The 24,712-nt window shown below is 39.4% G+C and carries 23 protein-coding genes and 1 riboswitch; of the genes, 8 read left to right on the top strand and 15 right to left on the bottom strand.

Annotated elements, in window-relative coordinates:
- Positions 1–8: 8 nt before the first annotated feature.
- A complete protein-coding gene (gene rhlE, locus GTH25_RS05300) occupies positions 9–1,433 on the bottom strand; it encodes an ATP-dependent RNA helicase RhlE (RefSeq protein WP_075672758.1) in 1,425 nt (474 codons plus the stop codon).
- A gap of 372 nt (positions 1,434–1,805) precedes the next feature.
- On the opposite strand from rhlE, the gene cecR reads away from it, so the two are divergent.
- Genes cecR through GTH25_RS05275 form a run of 5 tightly spaced genes read left to right on the top strand, consistent with a single transcriptional unit; the run spans position 1,806 to position 7,552 of the window.
- A complete protein-coding gene (gene cecR / locus GTH25_RS05295; RefSeq protein ID WP_164530370.1) occupies positions 1,806–2,504 on the top strand; it encodes a CerR family C-terminal domain-containing protein in 699 nt (232 codons plus the stop codon).
- Between the two features lie 11 nt (positions 2,505–2,515).
- Positions 2,516–3,502 carry a secretion protein HlyD gene (hlyD, locus tag GTH25_RS05290; protein WP_075672756.1) on the top strand — a complete coding sequence of 329 codons (987 nt, stop codon included), beginning with the start codon at positions 2,516–2,518 and terminating at the stop codon, positions 3,500–3,502.
- Positions 3,503–3,515: 13 nt separating this feature from the next.
- Positions 3,516–5,285, top strand: a complete 1,770-nt coding sequence (locus tag GTH25_RS05285) for an ATP-binding cassette domain-containing protein (protein WP_099659808.1) — start codon at positions 3,516–3,518, stop codon at positions 5,283–5,285.
- The gene (locus GTH25_RS05280; protein WP_075672754.1) at positions 5,278–6,429 is read left to right on the top strand and encodes an ABC transporter permease; all 1,152 of its coding nucleotides are present in this window, start codon (positions 5,278–5,280) and stop codon (positions 6,427–6,429) included. The genes GTH25_RS05285 and GTH25_RS05280 overlap by 8 nt, the downstream gene beginning before the upstream one ends.
- Positions 6,430–6,442: 13 nt before the next feature.
- A complete protein-coding gene (locus tag GTH25_RS05275; RefSeq protein WP_075672753.1) occupies positions 6,443–7,552 on the top strand; it encodes an ABC transporter permease in 1,110 nt (369 codons plus the stop codon).
- Positions 7,553–7,660: 108 nt separating this feature from the next.
- Here GTH25_RS05275 and GTH25_RS05270 read toward each other — a convergent pair whose 3' ends face one another.
- From GTH25_RS05270 to moaA, 5 genes are all read right to left on the bottom strand, one after another.
- Complete coding sequence (locus GTH25_RS05270) at positions 7,661–8,371, bottom strand: Bax inhibitor-1/YccA family protein (protein ID WP_036938325.1); 711 nt, start codon at positions 8,369–8,371, stop codon at positions 7,661–7,663.
- A 194-nt stretch (positions 8,372–8,565) separates the two neighbouring features.
- A complete protein-coding gene (gene moaE, locus GTH25_RS05265) occupies positions 8,566–9,027 on the bottom strand; it encodes a molybdopterin synthase catalytic subunit MoaE (protein WP_164530369.1) in 462 nt (153 codons plus the stop codon).
- Position 9,028: 1 nt separating this feature from the next.
- Positions 9,029–9,274, bottom strand: coding sequence for a molybdopterin synthase sulfur carrier subunit (moaD, locus tag GTH25_RS05260; RefSeq protein ID WP_075672751.1), 246 nt, complete (start codon positions 9,272–9,274; stop codon positions 9,029–9,031).
- A complete protein-coding gene (moaC, locus tag GTH25_RS05255) occupies positions 9,271–9,750 on the bottom strand; it encodes a cyclic pyranopterin monophosphate synthase MoaC (RefSeq protein WP_072062889.1) in 480 nt (159 codons plus the stop codon). Before moaC ends, moaD begins: the two co-directional genes overlap by 4 nt.
- A 39-nt stretch (positions 9,751–9,789) precedes the next feature.
- Entirely contained in the window at positions 9,790–10,770 is a 981-nt protein-coding gene (gene moaA / locus GTH25_RS05250; RefSeq protein WP_099659810.1) for a GTP 3',8-cyclase MoaA, read from the bottom strand.
- Positions 10,760–10,902, bottom strand: a riboswitch (molybdenum cofactor riboswitch). It overlaps the preceding gene by 11 nt.
- A gap of 279 nt (positions 10,903–11,181) precedes the next feature.
- On the opposite strand from moaA, the gene yvcK reads away from it, so the two are divergent.
- Positions 11,182–12,120, top strand: a complete 939-nt coding sequence (gene yvcK / locus GTH25_RS05245; RefSeq protein WP_075672749.1) for a uridine diphosphate-N-acetylglucosamine-binding protein YvcK — start codon at positions 11,182–11,184, stop codon at positions 12,118–12,120.
- A 103-nt stretch (positions 12,121–12,223) separates the two neighbouring features.
- Here the strand turns inward: yvcK and GTH25_RS05240 are convergent, their stop codons facing one another.
- The 6 genes from GTH25_RS05240 to bioB form a co-directional block, all read right to left on the bottom strand.
- Positions 12,224–13,174: a DUF1266 domain-containing protein gene (locus GTH25_RS05240; protein ID WP_075672748.1), complete on the bottom strand. Its 951-nt coding sequence runs from the start codon at positions 13,172–13,174 to the stop codon at positions 12,224–12,226.
- Positions 13,175–13,362: 188 nt separating this feature from the next.
- A complete protein-coding gene (gene uvrB / locus GTH25_RS05235; protein ID WP_075672747.1) occupies positions 13,363–15,372 on the bottom strand; it encodes an excinuclease ABC subunit UvrB in 2,010 nt (669 codons plus the stop codon).
- A 470-nt stretch (positions 15,373–15,842) separates the two neighbouring features.
- Positions 15,843–16,526, bottom strand: a complete 684-nt coding sequence (gene bioD / locus GTH25_RS05230; RefSeq protein WP_109402252.1) for a dethiobiotin synthase — start codon at positions 16,524–16,526, stop codon at positions 15,843–15,845.
- Entirely contained in the window at positions 16,519–17,283 is a 765-nt protein-coding gene (bioC, locus tag GTH25_RS05225) for a malonyl-ACP O-methyltransferase BioC (protein WP_075672745.1), read from the bottom strand. The genes bioD and bioC overlap by 8 nt, the downstream gene beginning before the upstream one ends.
- Entirely contained in the window at positions 17,258–18,421 is a 1,164-nt protein-coding gene (gene bioF, locus GTH25_RS05220; protein ID WP_156733121.1) for an 8-amino-7-oxononanoate synthase, read from the bottom strand. Before bioF ends, bioC begins: the two co-directional genes overlap by 26 nt.
- A complete protein-coding gene (gene bioB / locus GTH25_RS05215; RefSeq protein WP_164530368.1) occupies positions 18,421–19,458 on the bottom strand; it encodes a biotin synthase BioB in 1,038 nt (345 codons plus the stop codon). The genes bioF and bioB overlap by 1 nt, the downstream gene beginning before the upstream one ends.
- 103 nt (positions 19,459–19,561) lie before the next feature.
- On the opposite strand from bioB, the gene bioA reads away from it, so the two are divergent.
- Positions 19,562–20,836 (top strand): adenosylmethionine--8-amino-7-oxononanoate transaminase, encoded by a 1,275-nt coding sequence (gene bioA / locus GTH25_RS05210; RefSeq protein ID WP_164530367.1) that lies wholly within the window; start codon positions 19,562–19,564, stop codon positions 20,834–20,836.
- 76 nt (positions 20,837–20,912) lie between these two features.
- On the opposite strand, the gene pgl is transcribed toward bioA, so the two are convergent.
- Entirely contained in the window at positions 20,913–21,902 is a 990-nt protein-coding gene (gene pgl, locus GTH25_RS05205; RefSeq protein ID WP_156733119.1) for a 6-phosphogluconolactonase, read from the bottom strand.
- 149 nt (positions 21,903–22,051) lie between these two features.
- Between pgl and GTH25_RS05200 the strand changes: the two genes are divergently transcribed.
- Positions 22,052–22,873 (top strand): pyridoxal phosphatase, encoded by an 822-nt coding sequence (locus tag GTH25_RS05200; protein WP_075672740.1) that lies wholly within the window; start codon positions 22,052–22,054, stop codon positions 22,871–22,873.
- A gap of 82 nt (positions 22,874–22,955) precedes the next feature.
- On the opposite strand, the gene modC is transcribed toward GTH25_RS05200, so the two are convergent.
- Positions 22,956–24,020, bottom strand: coding sequence for a molybdenum ABC transporter ATP-binding protein ModC (gene modC / locus GTH25_RS05195; protein ID WP_075672739.1), 1,065 nt, complete (start codon positions 24,018–24,020; stop codon positions 22,956–22,958).
- A complete protein-coding gene (gene modB, locus GTH25_RS05190) occupies positions 24,014–24,706 on the bottom strand; it encodes a molybdate ABC transporter permease subunit (RefSeq protein ID WP_075672738.1) in 693 nt (230 codons plus the stop codon). The genes modC and modB overlap by 7 nt, the downstream gene beginning before the upstream one ends.
- Between the last annotated feature and the right edge of the window lie 6 nt (positions 24,707–24,712).

Raw genomic sequence — 24,712 nt, 5'->3', positions numbered from 1 at the left:
TTATAACCTCAAAACTCTTTTCTAGCTTTTGACCAAGGGCTTTGATTATCACTACCTTCATCACTTTTACGTGAACGACGGGGCCCTAATTTTCCAGTACGAGAGCCATCTTTATTTCGGTAGTTTTCTTTGCTTTTATTACGTCCAGACTCTTTGCCTTCACTATCGCCATCTTTACGACTATTGTTGCGATTGTCTTTACCACGAATATCTGCACGCCCATGACCACCGCCACTTCTACGTGGTGCATTATTCTTTGGTTTTTTATGCAAAGGCGCTGCTTTAATTGAAGGGTCAGGATCGTAACCTTCTAACGCTAAACGTGGAATTTCACGTTTTAATAAACGCTCAATATCAGCTAATAAACCATGTTCATCAACACAGACAAGTGAAATAGCCTTACCCGTTGCAGCAGCGCGGCCTGTTCTACCAATACGGTGAACATAATCTTCTGCGACTTGTGGTAATTCAAAATTGACAACATACGGCAGTTGGTCGATATCAAGACCACGAGCGGCAATATCTGTTGCAACTAATGCTTTTAATTTACCCTCTTTAAAATCAGCTAATGCGCGAGTTCTCGCACCTTGGCTTTTATTGCCATGAATAGCAGCTGATTTAATACCATCTGCATTTAAATGTTCAGCAAGTTTATTCGCACCATGTTTAGTTCGGGTGAAAATCAGCACTTGAGACCAATTTTCTAAACCAATTAAATGTGATAACAGCTCGGTTTTACGCTTTTTATCAACTAAATGCACATGTTGATCAACAGATTCCGCTGCTGAGTTTCTTGGTGCAACGGAAATACTCACCGGATCATTTAATAGAGAATTGGCAAGACCAGTGATCTCTTTAGAGAATGTCGCTGAAAATAGTAAATTTTGACGTTTTTTCGGTAATTTATTAATTACACGGCGAATATCGTGGATAAAACCCATATCTAACATACGGTCAGCTTCATCAAGCACTAAAACTTCAACGCGAGAAAGATCAACTGCATTTTGATGTTCAAGATCGAGTAAACGTCCCGGTGTTGCAATCAGTACATCAACACCACCACGTAATTTCATCATTTGTGGATTAATGCTTACTCCACCAAAAACGACTAACGAACGAATTGGAATATAACGGCTATACGCTTTTACATTTTCAGCAATTTGAGCTGCCAGCTCACGCGTTGGTGTCAAAATCAGCGCTTTAACGGGTTGACGACCTTTTGTTTTGGTTGCTGATTGAGACAGCTTTTCCAATATTGGTAATGTAAAAGCTGCTGTTTTACCTGTGCCCGTTTGCGCACTCGCTAATACGTCTTTACCCGCCAAAATCGGCTCAATCGCCTGCTGTTGAATAGGGGTTGGGGTTTTATACCCTTGTTCATCAATAGCGCGGAGAAGCGCCTCACTTAAACCAAGCGATGTAAAATCGGTCAAAACAGTAGTCTCCTACAACCAGAACGTATAACACGGTGATTGAAATTAAAATGACGGGCTTTCATACTGTCAATCTATAGGTAATATTACTCTATAGGAGCTATCATTTTTCAATATAGACAGTGATGAAAGAGAATGAACCTTGTTAGGTTAACCTAATAACCCCTATTCTAACAGTTTTTGCTGTATTCAGAATACAAAAATAATTTTCAATAATAGATTGCACTTTTTTTATTACACATCACCTTTATTTGATTATTTATCACAAATTTTCCCTATTGTTCAATATCATCTAATATAATACGCCTTGTTATCGCTGTTTTTAATATCATTGGTTTTGTTACATTTTACTTAAGTAAGGTATCTTCTATTATGTCAGACACCCAACAGAAGACGACGCGCGGTGAACTAGCAAAACGACAATTATTGGAAGCGGCATGTGAGATCTTTGGTAAAAATGGGCCAGATGCCGCCACAACACGCCAAATTGCACAAGCTGCTCAACAAAATATTGCCGCTATCGCTTATTATTTTGGTTCCAAAGAAGGGTTATATCTCGCCGTTGCACAGCATATTGCTGATCTTATTCGCCTTGATTTTGAACCTACCGTTGCCATTCTTGACGAATTTCTTGAGCGACCCAATCCCACAGAGCATCTACCATTGCTACAAACGCTTATTACAGATAGCTTTTTACAATATGCTCAACTGGTACTTGATAAAGCCAATATTCATCTTAGCCGCATTATGGCAAGAGAACAGCTCGTTCCAACCGAAGCCTATTCTTTGATCCACCAGCAAGCGTTATCGCCTCTTTTAACGCGCGTAAACAAACTATTAGCTATCTATATTGGTTTAGATCCTGCACTACCTACAACGATGTTACACACTCACGCTATTTTAGGAGAAGTGCTATCATTTCGTTTAGTAAGGGAAACCATTCTAAGACAAACAGGATGGGATAGAATTGGTAAGAATGAGTATCAAGTTATCTCCAATACTTTAAAAACACATATTACGTTATTACTCAATGGATTAAGAGAGATTTACACTCACTCACATCATGCATAAATAGAGTTATTATGAAAACTAAAAAAATCAGCTTCTTTATCATCTTAATGATTATTATCGGTATTGTTGCAGGTATCTATTATTACGAAGAAAACAAAGAGTCTGAATTAGTGCTCTATGGCAATGTCGATATACGTACAGTCAACCTTAGTTTTCGTGTTACTGGAAGATTAGACACATTACAAGTTGATGAAGGTGCTCCTGTCCAAAAAGGGCAATTATTAGGCAAGCTTGATGATGCGCCCTATCGCAATGCACTTAATAAAGCTTATGGTGAGCGTGATAGTGCAATTGCTTCGCTCGCTTTAATGGAAGCGGGATATCGCACTGAGGAAATCGCGCAAGCTCAATCTGATGTATCATTAAAGCAAGCAGCTTGGCAATACGCTGATAACTTTTATAAACGCCAACAAGATCTTGCTAACCGAAAGGTCATTTCAGCCAATGATTTAGATAGCGCAAGAAATAATCGAAATCAAGCAGCAGCTGCATTGAAGGCGGCACAAGATAAACTAAATCAGTATCAAAATGGTTATCGAAAAGAAGACATTGATGCGGCGAAAGGACAAGTTATGCAAGCTAAAGCCGCCGTTGCTCAAGCTGAATTAAACCTCCAAGACACGCAATTAATCTCTCCATCACAAGGTACGGTGCTAACTCGTGCTGTAGAGCCTGGCACTATGTTATCTGCTGGAAGCCCTGTATTTACGGTGTCATTAACCAATCCAGTTTGGGTCAGAGCTTATATCAGTGAAACCCACTTAAGCGAAGCCGTTCCTAATCGAGAGGTTTATCTATACACCGATGGGCGTAAAGATAAGCCTTATCACGGTACAATTGGATTTGTTTCGCCAACCGCCGAATTTACCCCAAAAAGTGTGGAAACACCGGAGTTAAGAACCGATTTAGTTTATCGTCTCAGAGTGGTTGTAACGGATGCTGATGACGCATTGCGCCAAGGTATGCCTGTCACCTTAAAATTTGCCTCCTCTCATTAAGTGTGGGGGAAAAATGGAACACACTGATTACACAATCCAACTTCAAGGTGTTGAGAAATGCTTTACAGGGCTAGAAAGCCCTGCTGTTTCGTCATTAACAGCCACCATTACAGGTGGCTCTGTGACAGGTTTAGTTGGCCCTGATGGTGCGGGCAAAACAACCTTAATCCGTATGCTTGCAGGTTTATTAAAACCTGATGCGGGTGATATTCATATTTTAGGAATGGATCCGCAAAAGCAGAGTGTTGATGTCAGAGCTATTCTTGGCTATATGCCACAAAAATTTGGTCTTTATGAAGATTTAACGGTATTAGAAAACCTCAATCTTTATGCTGACTTAAAAAATGTTGTCGGTGATGAGCGCAAAAAAGTTTATCACCAACTGCTCACTTTTACCGATCTCACTCGCTTTACATCTCGCCTAGCAGGCAATCTTTCAGGAGGGATGAAACAAAAGCTGGGTCTTGCTTGTACTTTGTTAGGTAGCCCTAAAGTTCTGCTTCTTGACGAACCAGGCGTGGGAGTCGATCCCATTGCACGCCGTGAACTTTGGCAAATGGTACATGCTTTGGCCAGCGATGGTATGTTGATACTATGGAGTACCTCTTATCTTGATGAAGCTGAGCAATGTAAAAACATTCTCTTACTTAACAAAGGAGAGCTACTTTACAGTGGCATTCCTCAAGATCTAACAGCAAAAATGGCAGGTCGCTCTTTTCTGCTCAATGTTGAAGGCCATCAGCGTAGAAAAGTATTGCAACAAGCAATTATTCAACCTCAAGTCACTGATGGCGTTATTCAAGGACAATCCGTTCGTTTGATCTTGAAAAAACAGAGTGATCAAACTGAATTACTGAACGCTTTGGGTAAGTCTGATACGAAGCTTATTCCCGCGACACCACGTTTTGAGGATGCTTTTATAGATTTATTAGGAGGTGGCCCTTCTCATAAATCTGAATTAGCTGAAATTATGCCGCAGATCCCTCCAGCACCTAATGAAACGGTAATTGAAGCACAGCAGTTAACCAAAATGTTTGGTCAATTTGCAGCGACCGATCATGTTGATTTCCAAGTTAAACGAGGTGAAATTTTCGGTTTGTTGGGCCCTAATGGTGCTGGTAAGTCGACAACTTTCAAAATGATGTGTGGTTTATTAGTCCCCACTAGCGGCAAAGCGCTTGTGTTAGGTATGGACTTAAAAGAGAGCTCAGGTAAAGCACGTCAGCATTTAGGTTATATGGCACAAAAATTCTCACTTTATGGCAATTTAAAAGTGGGACAAAACTTGAAATTCTTCTCTGGTGTCTATGGCTTACATGGCAAACAACAGCGCAATAAAATCAACGATATGATAACCGCCTTTGGCTTAGGGCCTATGGTAAATCAAATCACTGAAACCTTGCCTTTAGGTTATAAACAGCGCCTTGCTCTTGCGTGCTCATTAATGCACGAACCTGATATTCTCTTTTTAGATGAGCCCACATCAGGCGTTGATCCACTAACACGACGGGAATTTTGGCTACATATTAATGGCATGGTTGATAAAGGAGTGACCGTGATGGTTACCACTCACTTTATGGATGAAGCAGAATATTGTGATCGTATTGGTTTGGTTTATCGCGGAAAAATCATTGCCGCTGGCGAGCCTGATTCTCTCAAAAAAATGGTTGCTAGTGACGATAATCCAACCCCTTCAATGGAAGATGCTTTTATTGGATTAGTGCTGGATTACGATAAAAAACTTCAAAGTGAAAATGATAAAGGGAGCGAAAAACATGCGTAATTTAGCTCAATCCTCTCATGCCCGCTTTTCTTGGCGACGTCTATACGCTCTGTGTTTAAAAGAAACCAAGCAAATTACTCGTGATCCCAGTAGTGCTTTAATTGCTATTGTTATCCCACTTACTTTGCTGTTTATCTTTGGTTATGGCATCAATTTAGACTCAAGCAAATTAAATATTGGTATTTTAACTAATCAACAAAGCCAACCAGCGCAAGAGTTAGTTTATACCTTCACAAATTCGCCATATATCAATGCAACTATTAGCGATAATCGACAATTATTAATTGATAAAATGCAGGCGGGACAAATTCGAGGTATTGTGGTTATTCCCGTTAATTTTGCCGAATTACTCGCTCGACAAGATACTAAAGCCCCTATTCAAGTGATCACCGATGGCAGTGAGCCCAATACCGCAAACTTTGTTCAAGCTTATACCAAAGGGGTTTGGCAAATTTGGTTGCAGCAACAAGCCATCAGTAAGGGAATAGACACTACACCATTAATTGAAATAGAGCCTCGTTATTGGTTTAACCCTGCCGCAATTAGTCAACATTATATTATTCCGGGCGCTGTCACTATTATTATTACCGTAGTTGGCGCTATTCTTACCTCGTTAGTGATTGCCCGTGAATGGGAAAGAGGTACGATGGAAGCCCTACTTTCCACCCAAATAACACGCACAGAACTCTTACTTTCAAAGCTTATTCCTTACCAAGTGTTAGGCAGTTTTGTCATGGTGTTATGTATGGTAGTCACCGTGTTTGTGCTTGGCGTACCTTATCGAGGATCGTTGTGGATTTTAGGTGGGATCACCTCACTATTTTTAGCTACCGCTTTAGGCATGGGATTGCTTATTTCCACGTTAACGCGTAATCAATTTAATGCCGCGATGATTTCGCTAAATGCCGCATTTTTACCCGCAATTATGTTATCAGGCTTTGTTTTTGAAATTGATAGTATGCCCATCTTTATTCAAGTGGTGACCTATTTTATTCCTGCACGTTATTTTGTGAGTAGTTTGCAAACGCTATTTTTAGCTGGCGATATTCCGTTGATATTGATGCTAGATATGTGGCTATTAATTGTATCGGCGATATTTTTTATTGGATTAACGGCGTTAGCAACACGTCGTCGATTAGATTAAAGGGAGAGCTTTTATGTTTTATCGCCTTCTCACCCTGATAATGAAAGAGTTACAGTCATTATTACAAGAGCCTCAAACACGTATTATTTTAATAATGCCGGTTATCTTTCAGATGATCTTATTTCCTTTTGCCGCGACGTTAGATGTTACCAATGCCTCTATTGCCATTTTTGATGAGGATAATGGTAAACAATCTATCGAGTTAACCCAACGTATCGCCAAAGCGAGTGCATTCTCTCAAACTCTTTTGCTTAAAAATGAACATGAAATAAAAGAAACTATTGATAATCGCAAAGCGCTTTTATTAGTTCGTTTTCCGCAGAATTTCAGTGCTGATCTAGAAAGCCATGTTCCTGTTAAATTGCAAATAATCCTAGATGGTCGAAATTCTAATAGTGCGCAAATTGCCGCTAATTATGTGCAACAAATCGTACAAAACTATCAAACTGAATTAGCAGGCAATACACCTTCTTTACTGAATAAAACAGAGCTTGTTGTTCGCAATTGGTATAACCCGAATTTAAATTATAAATGGTTTATTGTGCCTTCTTTAGTAGCGTTGATTATCACTATTGGCGTGATGATAGTTACTTCACTTTCTGTTGCTAGAGAGCGTGAACAAGGCACATTAGATCAACTATTAGTTTCGCCACTATCAACATGGCAAATCTTTGTTGGCAAAGCGGTTCCAGCAATGGTTGTAGCGGCTGTTCAAGGCACAATCGTATTAATTATTGGGATATTCGGTTATCAAATTCCATTTTCAGGTTCATTAATCCTATTTTATTTTACCATGCTTATTTATGGCTTATCGCTGGTGGGTTTTGGCTTATTAATATCCGCATTAAGTTCGACCCAACAGCAGGCTTTTATTGGTGTATTTGTGTTTATGATGCCTGCGGTTTTATTATCTGGATATATTTCACCGGTAGAAAATATGCCTGTTTGGCTACAACATGCCACTTGGATAAACCCAATTCGCCATTTCACTGATATCACAAAACAGATTTACCTTAAAAATGCCGATATTACTGTTATATGGCACAGCTTATGGCCTTTATTAGTAATTGCAGCAGGCACAGGTACTTTTGCGTATTATCTTTTTCAAAGAAAAATAGCTTAAAACGATAGCCATTAATTTATTAAATAAAAAAATCCCACAACTTATTAAGTTATGGGATTTATTTTTTATGCTGTTTTTAAACTACGTTATCCGCAGATATCGTTAAAATTAACGACGGTCGCCTAAAATACGCAGTAACATTAAGAACAGGTTGATGAAATCTAAATAAAGCGTTAATGCACCCATAATGGAGTAACGGCGCATATTTTCTTTATCTTCTTGATTAATCTCATTACCCATATCTTTTAATTTTTGTGTGTCGTAAGCAGTTAAGCCAGCGAAAATTAACACACCCGCGTAAGAGATAACCATGCTCATCATTGAGCTTTGCATAAAGATATTAACGATAGAAGCAATAATGATACCGATAAGCCCCATAAACAGGAAGCTACCCATACCCGTTAAGCTACGCTTAGTGGTGTAACCATAAACACTTAATGCACCGAACATTGCCGCACAAATAAAGAATGTACTCGCAACTGATGATGCAGTGTAAATAATTAATACACTAGAGATAGTTACCCCTGTTAATGCGGAATATAGCATAAATAATGAGGTTGCAACTGCACCACTCATTTTATGAACCATACCTGATAACACGAAAACTAACCCTAACTGAGCAATGATCAGACCAAAGAAGACGACCTTGCTAGAAAAAATCATTGATAATAATGCTTCGCTTGATGCAACGTAGAGTGCTACAAACGCAGTTAATAACAGACCAACAGTCATCCAACCATAAACCTGAGCCATAAAGGTTTGTAGGCCAGAACCTGTGCGCTGTACGATTGAATCATTAGAACGTGAAAATCGATCCATGATGATTACCCTTTAATCATAGTGATAACGTTAGGTTTAACGATAACGTTTATTTCAGTAAAGAGCCCATTATGGGCTCATTAGAATTTAATTTTATCACACTGATTTTACATTTCCATGAAATAAACTGTATGAAATGTCACCATAAAATAAATTTAGGTAAAGTAATGTAGTGTTTAATTGAGTGTAATGATTTATTCCCAGCGCTCAGCTGAGTCAGAATCACTTTGGCGTGCATCAACCCATCTATCATTATTTTCAGAAAGCCCTTCTTTTTTCCAAAATGGCGCACGTGTTTTTAAGAAATCCATAATAAATTCAGCAGATTCAAAGGCGCTATTACGATGAGAACTAGTGACACCCACAAACACTATTTCTTCGCCAATATTTAATGTGCCCACTCGATGAATAACACTGACACGTTGCAAAGGCCAACGACCTCTCGCTTCATTCACAATATCTGTCAGTGCTTTTTCAGTCATTCCCGGATAGTGTTCAAGCGTGAGCGTACTCACTTCATCACCGAGATTATGATTGCGAACCTTACCAGTAAATGTCACAACAGCACCATCGCTGTCACACTCTGAAAGCCATTGGTATTCATCACCAACACTAAAATTTTCAGTTTGTACTGAAATACGAGTTGATGCGCTCATCTTATCCTCCTGTAACAGGTGGGAAAAAAGCGATTTCATCACCATTACTAATAACGTGAGAGCCTTGGACAAAGGATTGGTTTACCGCAGAGAGTAACTTGCCATCTTCTAACGCGAGTGACCAACGTTCACCTTTAGAGATTAATGCCTTACGTAAATCATCTACCGTGTGATACTCACAATCTAATTCAAGAGAATCAACACCGACTAATTCACGGACTTGAGCAAAAAAGAGAACTTTAATCATGCTTCCACCTTAAAGTGACCAGATTTTCCACCTGTTTTTTCTAATAAACGTACAGGCCCAATCACCATATCTTTTTGAACCGCTTTACACATATCATAAATAGTCAATGCTGCTACTGATGCCGCAGTTAATGCTTCCATTTCAACCCCTGTTTTACCGGTTAAACGGCAAACAGATTCAATGCGTACACGGTTAGATTCAGTGAGTGCTTCTAAACGTACTTCAACTTTAGTTAATAACAGCGGATGGCATAACGGGATTAATTCCCATGTTCTTTTCGCTGCTTGAATACCTGCAATTCTTGCAGTCGCAAATACATCGCCTTTATGATGTTTACCTTCGGTGATCATACTTAATGTTTCTGCTGACATTTCAACAAAGGCTTCAGCACGTGCTTCTCGCACTGTTTCAGCTTTAGCGCTAACATCCACCATATGAGCTTCACCGGCAGCATTAATATGAGTTAGTTGAGACATGCACAACTCCTGAAATTAACGAAATAACAGAGCGAAAAACTACCCACCAATAACAGATAAGTTCGGTGTAATACCGCTATCACCTTGATGAAGAAAATGGGTTTCTCGTTTATGAAGAAGGCCACCCTGAATACGCTGTTGTAATGCTTCTTGTTGACTATCATCAGCAAGTAAGTCGCGTAGAGGAATACCATTTTCACCAAATAGGCAAAGATGGAGATTACCAATAGCGGAAACACGTAAACGGTTACACGTTAAACAAAAGTCTTTCTCATAAGGCATGATAAGACCAATTTCACCTTGATAATCAGGATGGGTAAATACTTGAGCAGGCCCGTCACTACGCGCGCGAGGAATTTGTAACCAACCTTCATTGAGTAAGCGTTGGCGAATAACTTCACCAGATAAATGAAAACGGTTGAAAATATCACTACCGTCACCAGTTTCCATTAATTCGATAAAGCGCAGTTGGATAGGTCTGTCTTTGATCCAATTAAGAAAATCAGGGAGGTTTTTATCATTCACATTGCGCATTAGCACAACGTTAACTTTTACTTTTTCGAAACCTGCAGTGAATGCGGCATCGATGCCTTCCATCACTTGGTTGAATTTATCTTGCCCAGTAATAGCATGGAATTGACGAGGATCGAGGCTATCAACACTCACATTAATTGCACTTAAACCCGCATCACGCCATTGGGCAACATCTCTGGATAAACGATAGCCATTGGTTGTTACTGCGATTTTTTTAATTGCGGCATTATCTTTGATTGTCGCGATAATATCAGTAAAATCGCGGCGCATTGTCGGTTCACCACCAGTTAAGCGGATTTTTTCTGTTCCTAATGCGGCAAAAGATTGTGTCAGTCTGCTGATTTCATCTAACGAAAGAAATGATTTATGACCGTTAGGCTTATAGCCATTAGGTAGGCAATAAGTACAACGGAAATTACAAACGTCTGTAATTGAAAGACGTAAATAGAAAAACTTGCGGGAAAACGCATCAACGAGTTGTTGCATAATAACACCTTTCCAAATCGGGAGATGCAGACATTTCTACCTTGCACCCTGGTGACTTGCTTCGTCACGGCCAGAACATCATATCTTGTCAATACACGACTTAGACGTTAAGGCTAGGAGTTTATCTTTACCTGTTTTTCACAGGTTTCTAATACCTATATATTTATTGTGGATTCTACCTGCTAATTATGTAAAAAGCGAATAATGTTTTCGCTATATAATTTATAATACAACGACTTACAACACTTTAGTTCCCCTAATAACATAAGTAAAAACACTTTCATTGATTAAATATCAAGCTATCAAAAATAAAATTCAACTAGGAATGTGATGAAATCACGTCGTGATCATAGGCTTAAAATTTAATTGTGATAAATTAGCGGCAAATTTTTAAAGATGAGTAGAACAAATATGCGAAATCGCACGCTAAGTGATTTAGATCGTGTTGTTGCCCTTGGTGGTGGTCATGGCCTTGGACGTGTGCTTTCAGCACTCTCCTACTTAGGCTCTCGTCTTACTGGTATTGTTACAACAACAGATAATGGCGGTTCTACTGGCCGTATTCGCCAAGAGGAAGGCGGTATTGCGTGGGGAGATATGCGCAACTGTATTAATCAGTTAATTACAGAACCTTCCGTTGCTTCTGCAATGTTTGAATACCGTTTTTCTGGTACTGGTGAACTGGCTGGGCATAATTTAGGTAATCTAATGCTTAAAGCACTCGATAACTTAAGCGTTCGCCCTTTAGAAGCCATTAATCTAATTCGTGGATTATTAAGAGTGAATGCTCACCTTATCCCTATGTCTGAACAAGCCGTTGATCTTATGGCGATAGACGACCAAGGAAATGAGATTTATGGTGAAGTCAATGTTGATATTTTACCTAAGATCCCCCAAAAGCTTGATCTCTACCCTAAAGTCCCAACAACACGAGAAGCCATTGAAGCGATTGAACAAGCAGATTTGATCTTAATTGGTCCGGGTAGCTTTTTTACCAGTTTAATGCCTTTATTATTATTACCAGAGCTTGCTCAAGCATTACGCCGTAGCAGTGCAACAACGATTTATATTGGTAATTTAGGCAAAGAACTAAGCCCTGCGGCTGCCAGTATGACGATGTCTGATAAAATCGCCATGATGGAGAATTATATTGGTTTACAAACAATAGATGCGGTGATTATTAGCCCTGAAACTCAATATGAATCGATGAAAGGTCGATTAATTGTACAAGCGCAATTAGAAGCCAAAGACATTCCTTATCGTCACGACCGCCATCTATTAGGCAAAGCTATTGAGTTAACGTTGCAGCAATTAGGACAACGTAATGCATCACCTCAAACTATTAAATAGGATTTAATTACCTACTTTTATAAAAAAACCGCATCTGCAAGAAACAGCAAGTGCGGTTTTTTGTTGGTAAAAAACAATATCATTATTGGTTTTCAGCGCGTTATTAGCTATTAAGTTGTTTTAATGTAATACGCTGGCTGATGGTTTCTTCAATTTCAGATAATGTCATTGGGATATCATTTTTCATTAAACCCAGACCTGCCACTGTACGAGAGAAAGAGGTTAAATCTAATGGTGGTAAATCCATGATCCAATTTTCTTCTGTTGCTAGTGTATCTTCAGCATTTAGAATATTTTGTATAACATCCGTAAAAGCTTGATGAGAAGATACCCAATCTTGATCACCACTTGCCCAAAACCAACGAGCAGCAATAAAGTTTCTCCACATATCTTCCCAACCATCATAAATGCGACGCAACATTGATGCGCTCATTAATGACCATGTTTGGGCTTCTTGTTGAGTAATATAACCTTGTTGACAACCTTCTAAGCAGAGCTTGTTAAAACGGCAGAGATCCCAAATAAGATATTTCACATTTTGGATATTCATGCGATTTGTGCTCATCATATCGATTTGCCATAAACGCTCATTTTTATCGTGTTCAGTTAACTCAGAAAGTAAAATATCATTTTTTAATGACTGAACATCGTCTTCTTTGCCATCCAAAATTTGGTCGCGTAGCTGATAAAAATCATTAGTGTGACCTTGAGTAAGCAACCAAAATAGTTGATAGACTAAATCCCAACGGTCGTTTATTCCCCAACCTGCTGATAATCCACCGTCATCTTTACCTTGCCCATATTCGTTATATGCCCACTCATTCATTGCGGCATAAGGCGCTGCAACATATAATCCCCATTCATTGGGTAACAATTGATCTGACGTATTTTCTGCTTCAGATAAAATAGGCTCCTGCTCTGCTGTTGATGGTTTTTGCAACTCACTATCTTGTACAGCAAATCTGCGTAGCCATTTAAAAAGCATAATAAGAAGAATAACACCAAGAATTACCCCTGCAGAGCTGGGAAACCCTGCATAAACATAACCACTCATTCACTGTCCTTAATGTCTTTTTTATCTTTGTAAATAATTGACGCTTTGTTTGTTGTGGTATTTAAACAGTTGAACGCCATTAAGGGAATATCAAACAAGGTAAAAATGGGAAGATAGAAGATAAAAAGGGATAATCCCCGTAAAAATACGGATATCCCTTTATCAATTTGTGAGCTTAATTTCTCTGATCAAGAGTTAGCAATAAATTGAGCCCGTAATGCTTGCAATTTATCACGAGTACTCGCCGCTTTCTCAAACTCAAGATCTTTTGCATATTGATACATTTCGGCTTCTAAGCGTTGGATCTCTTTCTCCAATTCAGCCGTTGATAACAACGGATAATTTTCCTGAATATCCGCTGCCTTATGTCCTTTCTTATTACGTCCTTGAGAAGGCTGACCAATCTTAAGGATATCGCCCACTTTCTTGTTTAACCCTTTAGGCACAATGCCATGCTCAAGGTTAAACTGTTGTTGTTTCTCACGACGGCGTTCGGTTTCACTTATGGCTCTCGCCATTGAATCAGTAATTTTATCGCCATATAAAATCGCTTTACCTTCAAGGTTACGAGCGGCACGACCAATGGTCTGAATTAATGAGCGCTCTGAACGTAAGAAGCCCTCTTTATCAGCGTCCAAAATCGCCACCAAAGAGACTTCTGGCATATCCAAACCTTCCCGAAGTAAGTTGATACCCACTAAGACATCAAACTCGCCTAGGCGCAAATCACGAATAATTTCGACACGTTCAACAGTATCAATATCAGAGTGTAAATAACGAACACGTTCGCCATGCTCTTCAAGATATTCCGTTAAATCTTCAGCCATTCGTTTTGTCAGTGTTGTCACCAGCACACGTTCATTTTTTGCCGCACGAACACGAATTTCAGAAAGTAAGTCATCAACTTGCGTGCTAACTGGTCGCACTTCGACAATGGGATCAAGTAAGCCTGTTGGCCTTACAACTTGCTCAACAATTTCATCACCCGATTTTTCAAGCTCATATTTACCCGGCGTTGCTGAAACATAAATTGTTTGTGGTGCTAATGCCTCAAACTCTTCAAAACGTAATGGGCGATTATCAAGTGCAGAAGGTAAACGGAAGCCATATTCAACGAGGGTTTCTTTACGAGAGCGGTCGCCTTTATACATTCCACCAATTTGAGGAATAGTAACGTGTGATTCATCAATCACTAATAAACCGTTAGCAGGAAGGTAATCAAACAAAGTTGGTGGTGGCTCGCCAGGGCCTCTACCAGATAGATACCGTGAATAGTTTTCGATGCCTGAGCAATATCCCAACTCATTCATCATTTCGAGATCAAACTGGGTACGCTGTGTCACGCGTTGCTCTTCTACCAGTTTATCGTTAGCTAAAAGCACTTTGCGTCTCTCTGCAAGTTCTTTTTTGATTTCTTCCATCGCTTCAAGAATACGTTCACGCGGGGTGACATAGTGCGTTTTAGGATAAACAGTAAAACGAGGCACATTGTAGTGAATTTGCCCCGTTAAAGGATCAAACAGTGAAAGACGTTCGACTTCTTCATCAAAAAGCTCAACACGTAATGCATAATCATCAGATTCAGCAGGAAAGATATCTATCACTTCACCACGGACACGAAATGTACCGCGCTGAAAAGCTTGATCATTGCGAGTATATTGTAAATCAGCAAGACGACGTAAAATGGCACGTTGGTCGATTATCATGCCGTTAGTCAGATGAAGCATCATTTTTAAATAGCTATCAGGATCACCCAAACCGTAGATAGCAGAAACCGATGACACAACAATAACGTCTTTACGTTCTAGCAAGGCTTTAGTGGCTGATAGACGCATTTGTTCGATATGTTCGTTAACAGAAGCATCTTTTTCAATAAAAGTATCAGAGCTTGGAACATACGCTTCAGGCTGATAATAATCATAATAAGAAACAAAGTATTCCACTGCATTTTCAGGGAAGAATTCTTTCATTTCACTATAAAGCTGTGCTGCCAATGTTTTATTTGGCGCCAACACCATAGTCGGACGATTTAGATTGGCAATCACATTGGCAATCGTAAAAGTTTTACCAGAACCTGTTACCCCCAAAAGAGTTTGATGAGCAAGACCATCATCTAATCCTTCACAAAGTGAGGCAATAGCGGCAGGTTGATCACCACCCGGTTTAAATTCAGAATGCAGTTTAAAATCTTTGCTCATATTTTCTTCTCCTCGCTGACACTCCTTATGATACTGGATAAAAATCCAGCTTCAATCTCTATCTAATAAAATTTGTCTGAATAATTAGCATAAGTTATCCCCAGTTTTGGAACTGGAATTTTTTCAAAAAGCAACCCCCTTTTTTGTGAATTATTCAAAGAGACACACTGACACCATTCGCTCTATTGATTTTATTTAATTAATTGATATATAAGAATTAAAAATAAAAGTTGAGAATAACACCAATCTTTAGCAATGCCTTGTATTCTCTCTATTCAGAGTATTTTTATAATGGTAATACACAAGGTTATCCACAGGAATAGTGGATAACTACACAAAGTTGTTATCTCTCGGTAGGTTACGTCTTTTTTTCTACCTTAAAATATCCCTCAAAATTGGCGAAATTTATTTTTTTTATTTTTTTATTGGTATAAAAAATGGACTTTTATAACTTACTTAATAATGGCCTATCAACTTAGTTTTAAACAGGAAAGATCAAGATAAGGAGTGAAATTATGCTCTTTTACTTCGTTTAAATAGGGTATTTTGCCTAAAAAAGGAGCCTTTATATGCTGTTTTAATGTTGCTAGATACTCTTTCTGATATCGCCCTGCTGGCTCAACTTCGTTCGCAATCCAACCCGCCAATGTTAAACCAGATTGAATAATTGCTTGTTGCGTTAATAACGCATGATTAATACAACCCAATTTAACACCCACAGTCAAAATAACAGGTAGCTTTTCATTGATAACCCAATCAGAGAAAAATTGTTTTTCTGATAGTGGTGTAAACCACCCCCCTGCTCCTTCAACTAAAACCCAATCAACTCGTTGTTTTAAGTAAGACAACCCTTCTGACATCACATCAAAATCAATAGGCTGGTTCATTTCTTGACTAACAATATGTGGCGATGTAGGCGTTTCAAAACAGTAAGGGTTAACACGCTGATAATCTAATTTTACCGTACTGAATTTTTGCAGTATAAGTGCATCTGAATTACGTAAACCTTCATTTAGCCACTCACTTCCTGATGCAACAGGTTTATAGCCCGCAGTTTGATATCCTTGATACGCTGCACATTGTAACAGAGCACTGCTTACCACAGTTTTACCTACTTCTGTATCTGTACCTGTTAAAAACCATGTCTTAGCCATGTGATATTTTTCCTATAACAATTTGATAGGTAAGTAAATATTTACCTGATTCTGTTTTCCACACATTTTCTAGTGCACGGAATTTTTGTCGTGTCATTAACCCCTTTTGTCGATCACCCTGCACAAAATTGGCGCCAACCCCCTTCAAAGAAGCAAAGAGCGCATGTAATGAGTCGTATTGTTCAGTGACAGTTTCAGTAGAAAATTGGCAATGAAAACCACGACACGCTTTCTCAATATCTTGAAGCGATAAAAAGGGATTTACATGAGGGTGTTTATCAAGAGATTGCCAAGCATCTCTAACTTCTTGCAGTGTCAACGTAGTGAGTGTTGAGAAATAAAGTGCACCTTTTACATTGACTGTATTCATTAATGTTTTAATAGCACCAGATAAATCCTCACACCATTGCATCGCTAAATTACTAAACACAATGTCCACACTTTGTGGTGCAATCGCGCAGTGTTCGATATCACTTTGTAAGTAACCATCAGCTCGCTGTTGTTGTTTTGCTACTTGTAGCATGCTGTGTGACAGGTCAAGTGCGATGACAAACTTGCCTTGTTGCTTCCATTTTTGGCTGAAATATCCTGTTCCACATCCTGCATCTAACACAATATTGCCACTATCATGATGCGCTAAATCCATTAATTTATTGCCACTATAGCGCTGAATATTAGCGTGATTATCGTAATGAATAGCTGCTTTACCAAAAGTTTGAGCTATACGTTGTTTATCTGTTTTGACTGAAGAAAGCATGAAGCGTCTCGATTAACAGCTTAATATCTGAAAGGTGATGGCGAGTAGTTAACGTTATTCGTAAACGTGCACTTTGAGGGGGTACGGTGGGGGGGAAAATTGCTTTTACCCAAAGTCCTTTAGATTGCAGATAATCTGAAAGTGTTTGGCATAATTGTTCATCACCAATAATTAATGGCTGAATAGCCGTTTTTGAAGGTAATAATTTAATCGGAAGTGAAATTACACCTTGGCGAAAGGTATCAATTAATTGTTGAAGATATTCCCGTTCATTATCCGCTTGCTTAATAACATTCAAAGCAGAGTTTAAGGCTATAGCTTGTGCCGGTGGCATTGATGTACTGTAAATAAGATGCCGAGCATATTGTTCAAAAAACTCTGCGGTTGGCTTATTACAAAGCACTGCCGCCCCGCTGACACCAAACGCTTTACCAAAAGTGACTACCAATATTTCAGGTTTAATCCCTGCATCATCGCAACTGCCTCGACCTTCTTTACCTAAAACGCCAATACCATGCGCATCATCGACCATTAACCATGCATGATATTTTTGGCTTATTGTTGCTATTTCTCTTAATGGTGCTTTATCTCCATCCATACTAAATACCCCTTCTGTTACCACTAAGGTTTTATTAGCTGACGTTTTATTAAGACGTTGAGATAAAGACTCAGGAGAATTGTGTAAAAATCGCCATAATGTAGCAGGTGATAATACTGCAGCTTCCATTAAAGAAGCATGACAAAGTTTATCTGCAATAATTGCATCGTCTTTTTCAAGTAATGCCGAAATGACACCTTGATTAGCACTGTAACCGGATGAAAATAATAGCGCATTATCGTAACCTAACCAATCTGCAAGATGTTGTTCTAACTGCGCATGAGCTTGTGTAAATCCTGTAATATGCCCTGATCCACCGCTACCTACACCGTATTCATCAGCACCTTGTTGCCATGCTTTAATGACGTCCGTATGCTGACTAATGCCTAAATAATCATTGCCTGAAAAATTAAGGTATTTTTCACCGGATGTGGTGATCAAGAAACGCCCATCCGCTTGTTTGATCACTTTGCGTTTTCGCCATAATGGCGTATTTCTACGCACATTAAGTTGTTCATTTAAATAGGTTTGCCAGCTCATTACAGTGCCGCGTTATAAAATTGTTCAGTGTCTTTATTGGCAACAGCTTGTATCAAAGCTTCTTCTTGCTGATTGTCACCCATAGATACTGCTAATCGTTCAGGATTTAAGCCTAATTTGCGGAATAATTGGTGATCTTTATCTTCGGTTGGATTGGTTGTCGTTAATAATTTGCAACCATAGAAAATAGAGTTAGCGCCAGCCATAAAACAGAATGCTTGTGTTTGTTCACTCATTTGCTCACGCCCAGCAGAAAGACGCACATAAGAGCGAGGCATCATGATACGAGCAACGGCAATAGTACGAATAAAATCAAAAGGATCGACATCTTCATTATCTGCAAGTGGTGTCCCTTTTATTTTGGCAAGCATATTGATAGGCACACTTTCAGGAGGCTGTGGCAAATTAGCTAACTGCACCAACATTGCTGCCCTGTCTTTAACTTCCTCGCCTAACCCTAAAATCCCGCCAGAACAGACTTTGATGCCAGCATTGCGTACTTTATCAAGCGTATCTAAGCGATCTTGATAGGTACGCGTTGTCACTATACTGCCGTAAAATTCGGGTGAGGTATCAAGGTTGTGGTTATAAAAATCCAGCCCGGCATCTGCTAAGCGGTTAGCTTGTGAATCATCTAATTTGCCGAGTGTCATGCAGGTTTCCATACCCAACGCTTTAACTTCTTTCACCATTTGCTCAAGGTAAGGCATATCGCGCTCATGCGGATTTTTCCATGCAGCTCCCATACAAAAACGCGTTGAACCAGCTGCTTTAGCTTTTTTAGCTGATTCAATTACTTGTTGCACTTCCATTAAGCGCTCTTTTTCTAATCCTGTTTTATACCGCGCGCTTTGGGCACAATATTTACAATCTTCAGGACAAGCCCCTGTTTTAATGGAAAGCAAAGTACTCACTTGGATTTGTGAAGAGTCAAAATGTTGACGGTGAACTTGTTGTGCCTGAAAAACCAAATCTAAAAATGGCATATCAAACAGTGCTCTGGCTTCTTTTAGTGTCCAACGTTTTAGTACGCTCACAATGCAATCTCCTTTTTAAAAGTGATTGCCAGTTTAAATAATAGGGTTATCATGTCAACCAAAATTGATCACCACTGGTTTACATGATTAAGTGAAAAATAGAATGACACCTGAAGATATCGCTTTCGATTTACGCCACATTTGGCATCCATACACCTCGATGAGTAATCCTTTACCTGCTTACCCTATCGTCAATGCAAAAGGCGTTGAATTAGTCTTGGCTGATGGTAGAAAACTGATTGATGGAATGTCTTCATGGTGGGCAGCAATTCATGGATATAATCATCCTGAGCTTAATAATGCAGTTACCACACAACTAAACAATATGTCTCATGTGATGTTTGGTGGTATTACTCATCCACCAGCAGTCTCGCTTTGTCGTAAATTATTGGCGATAACACCAGATCCTCTTGAGTGTATATTTCTAGCAGATTCGGGTTCAGTTGCTGTTGAAGTCGCACTGAAAATGGCCTTGCAATATTGGCAGGCAAAAGGTGAAAAACGTCAACGTATTGTGGCGTTAAAACAGGGTTATCATGGCGATACCTTTGGTGCCATGTCAGTGTGTGATCCCGATAATTCGATGCACAGTCTCTACAAAGGTTACTTACCTAATCATCTCTTTGTGGATGCACCAAAAACCGGTTTTTATGAAGAGTGGAACCCTACTGATATCCACTCATTACGCTCAACGTTAGAACAACATCATCAAGAAATTGCTGCGGTTATGCTTGAACCCATTGTTCAAGGTGCAGGTGGAATGCGAATTTATCATCCTGAATATTTAAAGCACGCAAGAGCTTTGTGTGACGAGTTTGATGTACTACTCATTGCCGATGAAATAGCCACTGGTTTTGGTCGAACAGGTAAGCTATTTGCCTGTGAACATGCTGAAATATCGCCAGATATCATGTGTGTAGGTAAAGCATTAACAGGTGGGTATATGACTTTATCTGCCACCTTAACTACGCGTCATATTGCAGAAACCATCAGTCAAGGTGATGCAGGGTGCTTTATGCATGGCCCTACTTATATGGGAAATCCTTTGGCTTGTGCTGTTGCTGATGCCAGTTTATCTCTATTAGCAAAAGGCGATTGGATAAACCAAGTTGCAGAAATTGAAAAACAACTAAAACGCGAGTTATTACCGTTAAAACAGGCTAAAAGTGTCAAAGATGTGCGCGTTTTAGGTGCGATTGGTGTGGTCGAAATGAACGAGCCAGTCAATATGGCAAAATTACAAAAAATCTTTGTTGATGAAGGGGTTTGGATCAGACCTTTTGGCAAGCTTATTTATATTATGCCACCGTTTATTATGCCACCAGTAAGCCTCACTAAACTCACTCAAGCTATTGAAAAAGTGGTTAGTCTCTCATAAATCTTTCATAAAAAAATAAACCTCTAGCAAGGCAATATTCTGCTAGAGGTTCACAGTGATTTTTATACTGTGACAGTTATTTCGTCACGACGGTAACCCACATTGCACCTTTACCTACTGGGTAACAGGCTAATTCAGTTAATGCGCCAGTGTGTTTATCAATACGAGAGACAGAGGCAAAATCTGATTTTTGACCACAAGAAATCAGGTAATTTCCTGTATTATCAAGATTAAAACCACGAGGCTGTGTTTGAGTTGGGTAATAACCCACAGGTTGCAGATAATCGCCCGACTCTGAAATTGCCATCGCACAAATAAAGCTTTCTGAGCGCTCGCTGGCATAAAGAAAACGGCCATCTGGTGTAATATGAATATCTGACGCCCAACGGGTACTGTTAAAGGTTTCAGGAACGATATCGACCGTTTGCATTAAACGATATAAATCCCCCATACGACGGTATACATTAATTGTCGCATCTAATTCATTCAGGCAATAAAACACATCCCCATTAGGATGGAACGCCATATGACGAGGACCTGCATTTTGTGCTGTTGTCAGCTCTTCAGTGCCCGCCTCTGTTAAATAACCCTTTTCTGATAAATTAAATAAACGAATATGATCTTCACCTAAGCAAGGAACAATCAGTTGTTTATTATTCCAATCGATATTGGATGAATGAGGTTTATTTAATCCTTCAATAATTTGAATAGCTGATTGAGGGATCCCCTTCTCATTAATAGGCAAAACTGCCAAATTGCCTTGGTGATAAGAAGGAACAAATAAGAAACGCTCTGTTTTATCTAAACATAAATGGACAGGCGTACTTGGAATGGAAGTGATAGCCTTTTGCTCTAACTGGCCGTCGTCCGCAATCGCAAATGTCACCACACTAAAATGAGGACGAATACCCACATAAAGGTATTTCCCATCTGCACTTGCAATCATTGGTTGTACTTGCCCTGCAACCTCAACAACCTGCAATAAATCCATTTCACCTTCAGTGTTTAATGCATAAACATGGATTTGTTGACTCTCTGGACTTGCTACGTAAACTACCTGTTTCATCCCTTCTCCTCAAAGCCGATTACCCATTGATTTATAAAGAATAATAGAACAACTAACGATAACCTGTCACGATTAAGCTAGTTTATCTTTTATTGGTTAACGTGTACCATCAACGACATTGCATCTCAATACTATCAAGGGGCTTATTTATGTCATATCGCGTTATTGCTTTGGATCTTGATGGCACTCTGCTTGATGACCAAAAACGTATCCTGCCAGAATCTTTAGAAGCACTCAATCTTGCAAGAAAAGCAGGTGTTAAAGTTTTAATTGTAACAGGTCGTCATCACGTTGCTATTCATCCATTCTATCAAGCACTCGATCTTGATACCCCTGCAATCTGCTGTAATGGAACTTACCTTTATGATTATATTGGTAAAAAAGTATTAGAGTCGGACCCTCTAACTACACAAGAAACCAGAGCAGTATTAGATCTCGTTAAACAAACTGATGTACACCATTTAGTGTATGCTGACGATGCAATGATGTATGACCAACTTACCTCAGCAGTACAACGCACACTTAATTGGTCTGATACTCTTCCTCTGACACAGCGCCCTAATCTCGTTAAAGTCGACGATTTTTATAAAGCAATGCATGATGTTAATGCTATTTGGAAAATTGCGACAACAACGCCTGATCACGATGAGTTACGCACTTTAGTTGAAAAAATTGAGCAACAAGTCGGTTTAGAGTGCGAATGGTCTTGGGTTGATCAAGTTGATATAGCTAAAAAAGGCAACAGTAAAGGTCGTCGTTTACAACGTTGGGTTGAAGCAAATGGCATGAATATGAGTGATGTTATTGCTTTTGGTGATAATTTTAATGACCTTAGCATGTTAGAACATGTGGGATTAGGTGTTGCAATGGGTAATGCTTCAGATGAAGTAAAAGCTCGCGCTAAAATGGTCACCAAAGTAAACTCACAACCGGGTATTGCAGAGACTATTCATAAATATATTTTGTCTTAGTCTTATTTTTACCATTCCCCCAAAAGTAAAAGACCTCATTTAATATGAGGTCTTTTGTTTATCGACAAATACAATTGATAAATCAAAGATGACGGCTTAGTGAAATACTCTTTATTTGCGCATAAAGCCATTGTCCTTCTTGAATATTCAATTCATCTTTTGCCCAAGGCGTGATCCTCGCCCATAAATAATTACCATCATTGACTAGTTTCACATCAACTTGGCCATCATTTTTAATGGTTTCAACCACTTTCATATGCAATATATTACGAATACTGCTATTTGATGGACGAGTGGTAGTCAGTGATACGTCAGAAGCATCGATACGAACACGCACATCACGACCAATTTTAGCCTCAATTTGAGGCAACCACAGCACTTGGTTACCGAAAGCCGTTGCTGTCATATCGTAATGGCTATGGTGTTCTACTACCATCACATTCGCGATACTGCTGAGTGTCTCTTTTTGTAACCACGGACGTAATGCACTACTTGCCCATACATCTTCCAGCTTGCCTGTCGCCTTAATTTTTCCTGCATCCATCACAATGACGTTATCTGCAAGTCGGATAATTTCATCAAGGCTATGACTCACATACAAAATAGGAATTTGTACATCTTGTGAGAGTTTCTCTAAATACGGCAGTAACTCACGTTTACGCGGCAAATCAAGCGATGCTAAAGGCTCATCCATTAGCATAATATCGGGTGCTGTTAACAACGCTCGCCCTATGGCAACACGCTGCTTTTCGCCACCTGATAATGTTATCGGAAAACGCGGAAGTAAATGTTCGATACCTAACAAATGAATAATGCGATCAAACTGCACTTTCATTGTTGGAGACATACCGTAAAGCAGATTTCCTTTTACTGTGTAATGAGGAAACAGTCGTGCATCTTGGAATACATAACCCACTTTGCGTTTTTCAGGTGGCAGATAAATTTTCTTTTCTGTATCCACCAGTGTGTGATTATTTAATACAATCCGTCCTGAATCTGGCTTGGTTAAACCGCCAATCACATTAATCAATGAGGTTTTACCGGCTCCGGATAAACCAAAGACTGCGGTAATACTTTCTGTTGGTAGTTCAGTATTGACTTCCAGACGCAGTGATCCTAGCGTCTGTTTAAAATTCATCTCTAGCATACGCCCCCCAATCTTTTACGACCCCAACGAGTTAGCCACTCTGAAGCCATTAAAGAGACGAGCGCCAAAATAATTGCAATAACACATAAACGGGCGGCATCCATTTCCGCACCCGGTGTTTCAATTAAGGTATACATTGCCAGAGGGATCGTTCTTGTTTCCCCCGGAATATTGGAGACGAAAGTGATTGTTGCGCCAAACTCTCCCAACGAGCGCGCAAATGCCAACACAATCCCTGCGATGATCCCTGGCATAGACAAAGGTAACGTTATGGTAAAAAAGACGCGTATCGGTGATGCCCCTAAGGTTCTTGCCGCTTGTTCCATACGTTGATCGACAGCTTCTAATGCTAATCTGATCGCTCTAACCATCAGTGGAAATGCAACAACTGCGGATGCAAGTGCTGCGCCTCGCCAACTAAAGGTAAAGCTAAAACCAAACCAGTCATACAACCATTCACCAATAAATCCACGTCTCCCCATACTGATCAGTAAAAGATAACCGACCACAACAGGAGGTAGAACTAAAGGTAAATGAATAATGCTATCAAGCAATGATTTACCAGGAAAACGTACCCTAACTAAAAGCCAAGCCATAAAAATACCAAAAGGTAGACTAATAATAACTGCAATAGTCGATACCTTAAGGCTTAGTATGATGGCTTGCCATTCGTATTCACTTAACATCTCCAA

The sequence above is a fragment of the Proteus terrae subsp. cibarius genome (assembly GCF_011045835.1).
GTDB lineage: Bacteria > Pseudomonadota > Gammaproteobacteria > Enterobacterales > Enterobacteriaceae > Proteus > Proteus cibarius.
This window is presented reverse-complemented; position numbering and strand designations above follow the sequence as displayed.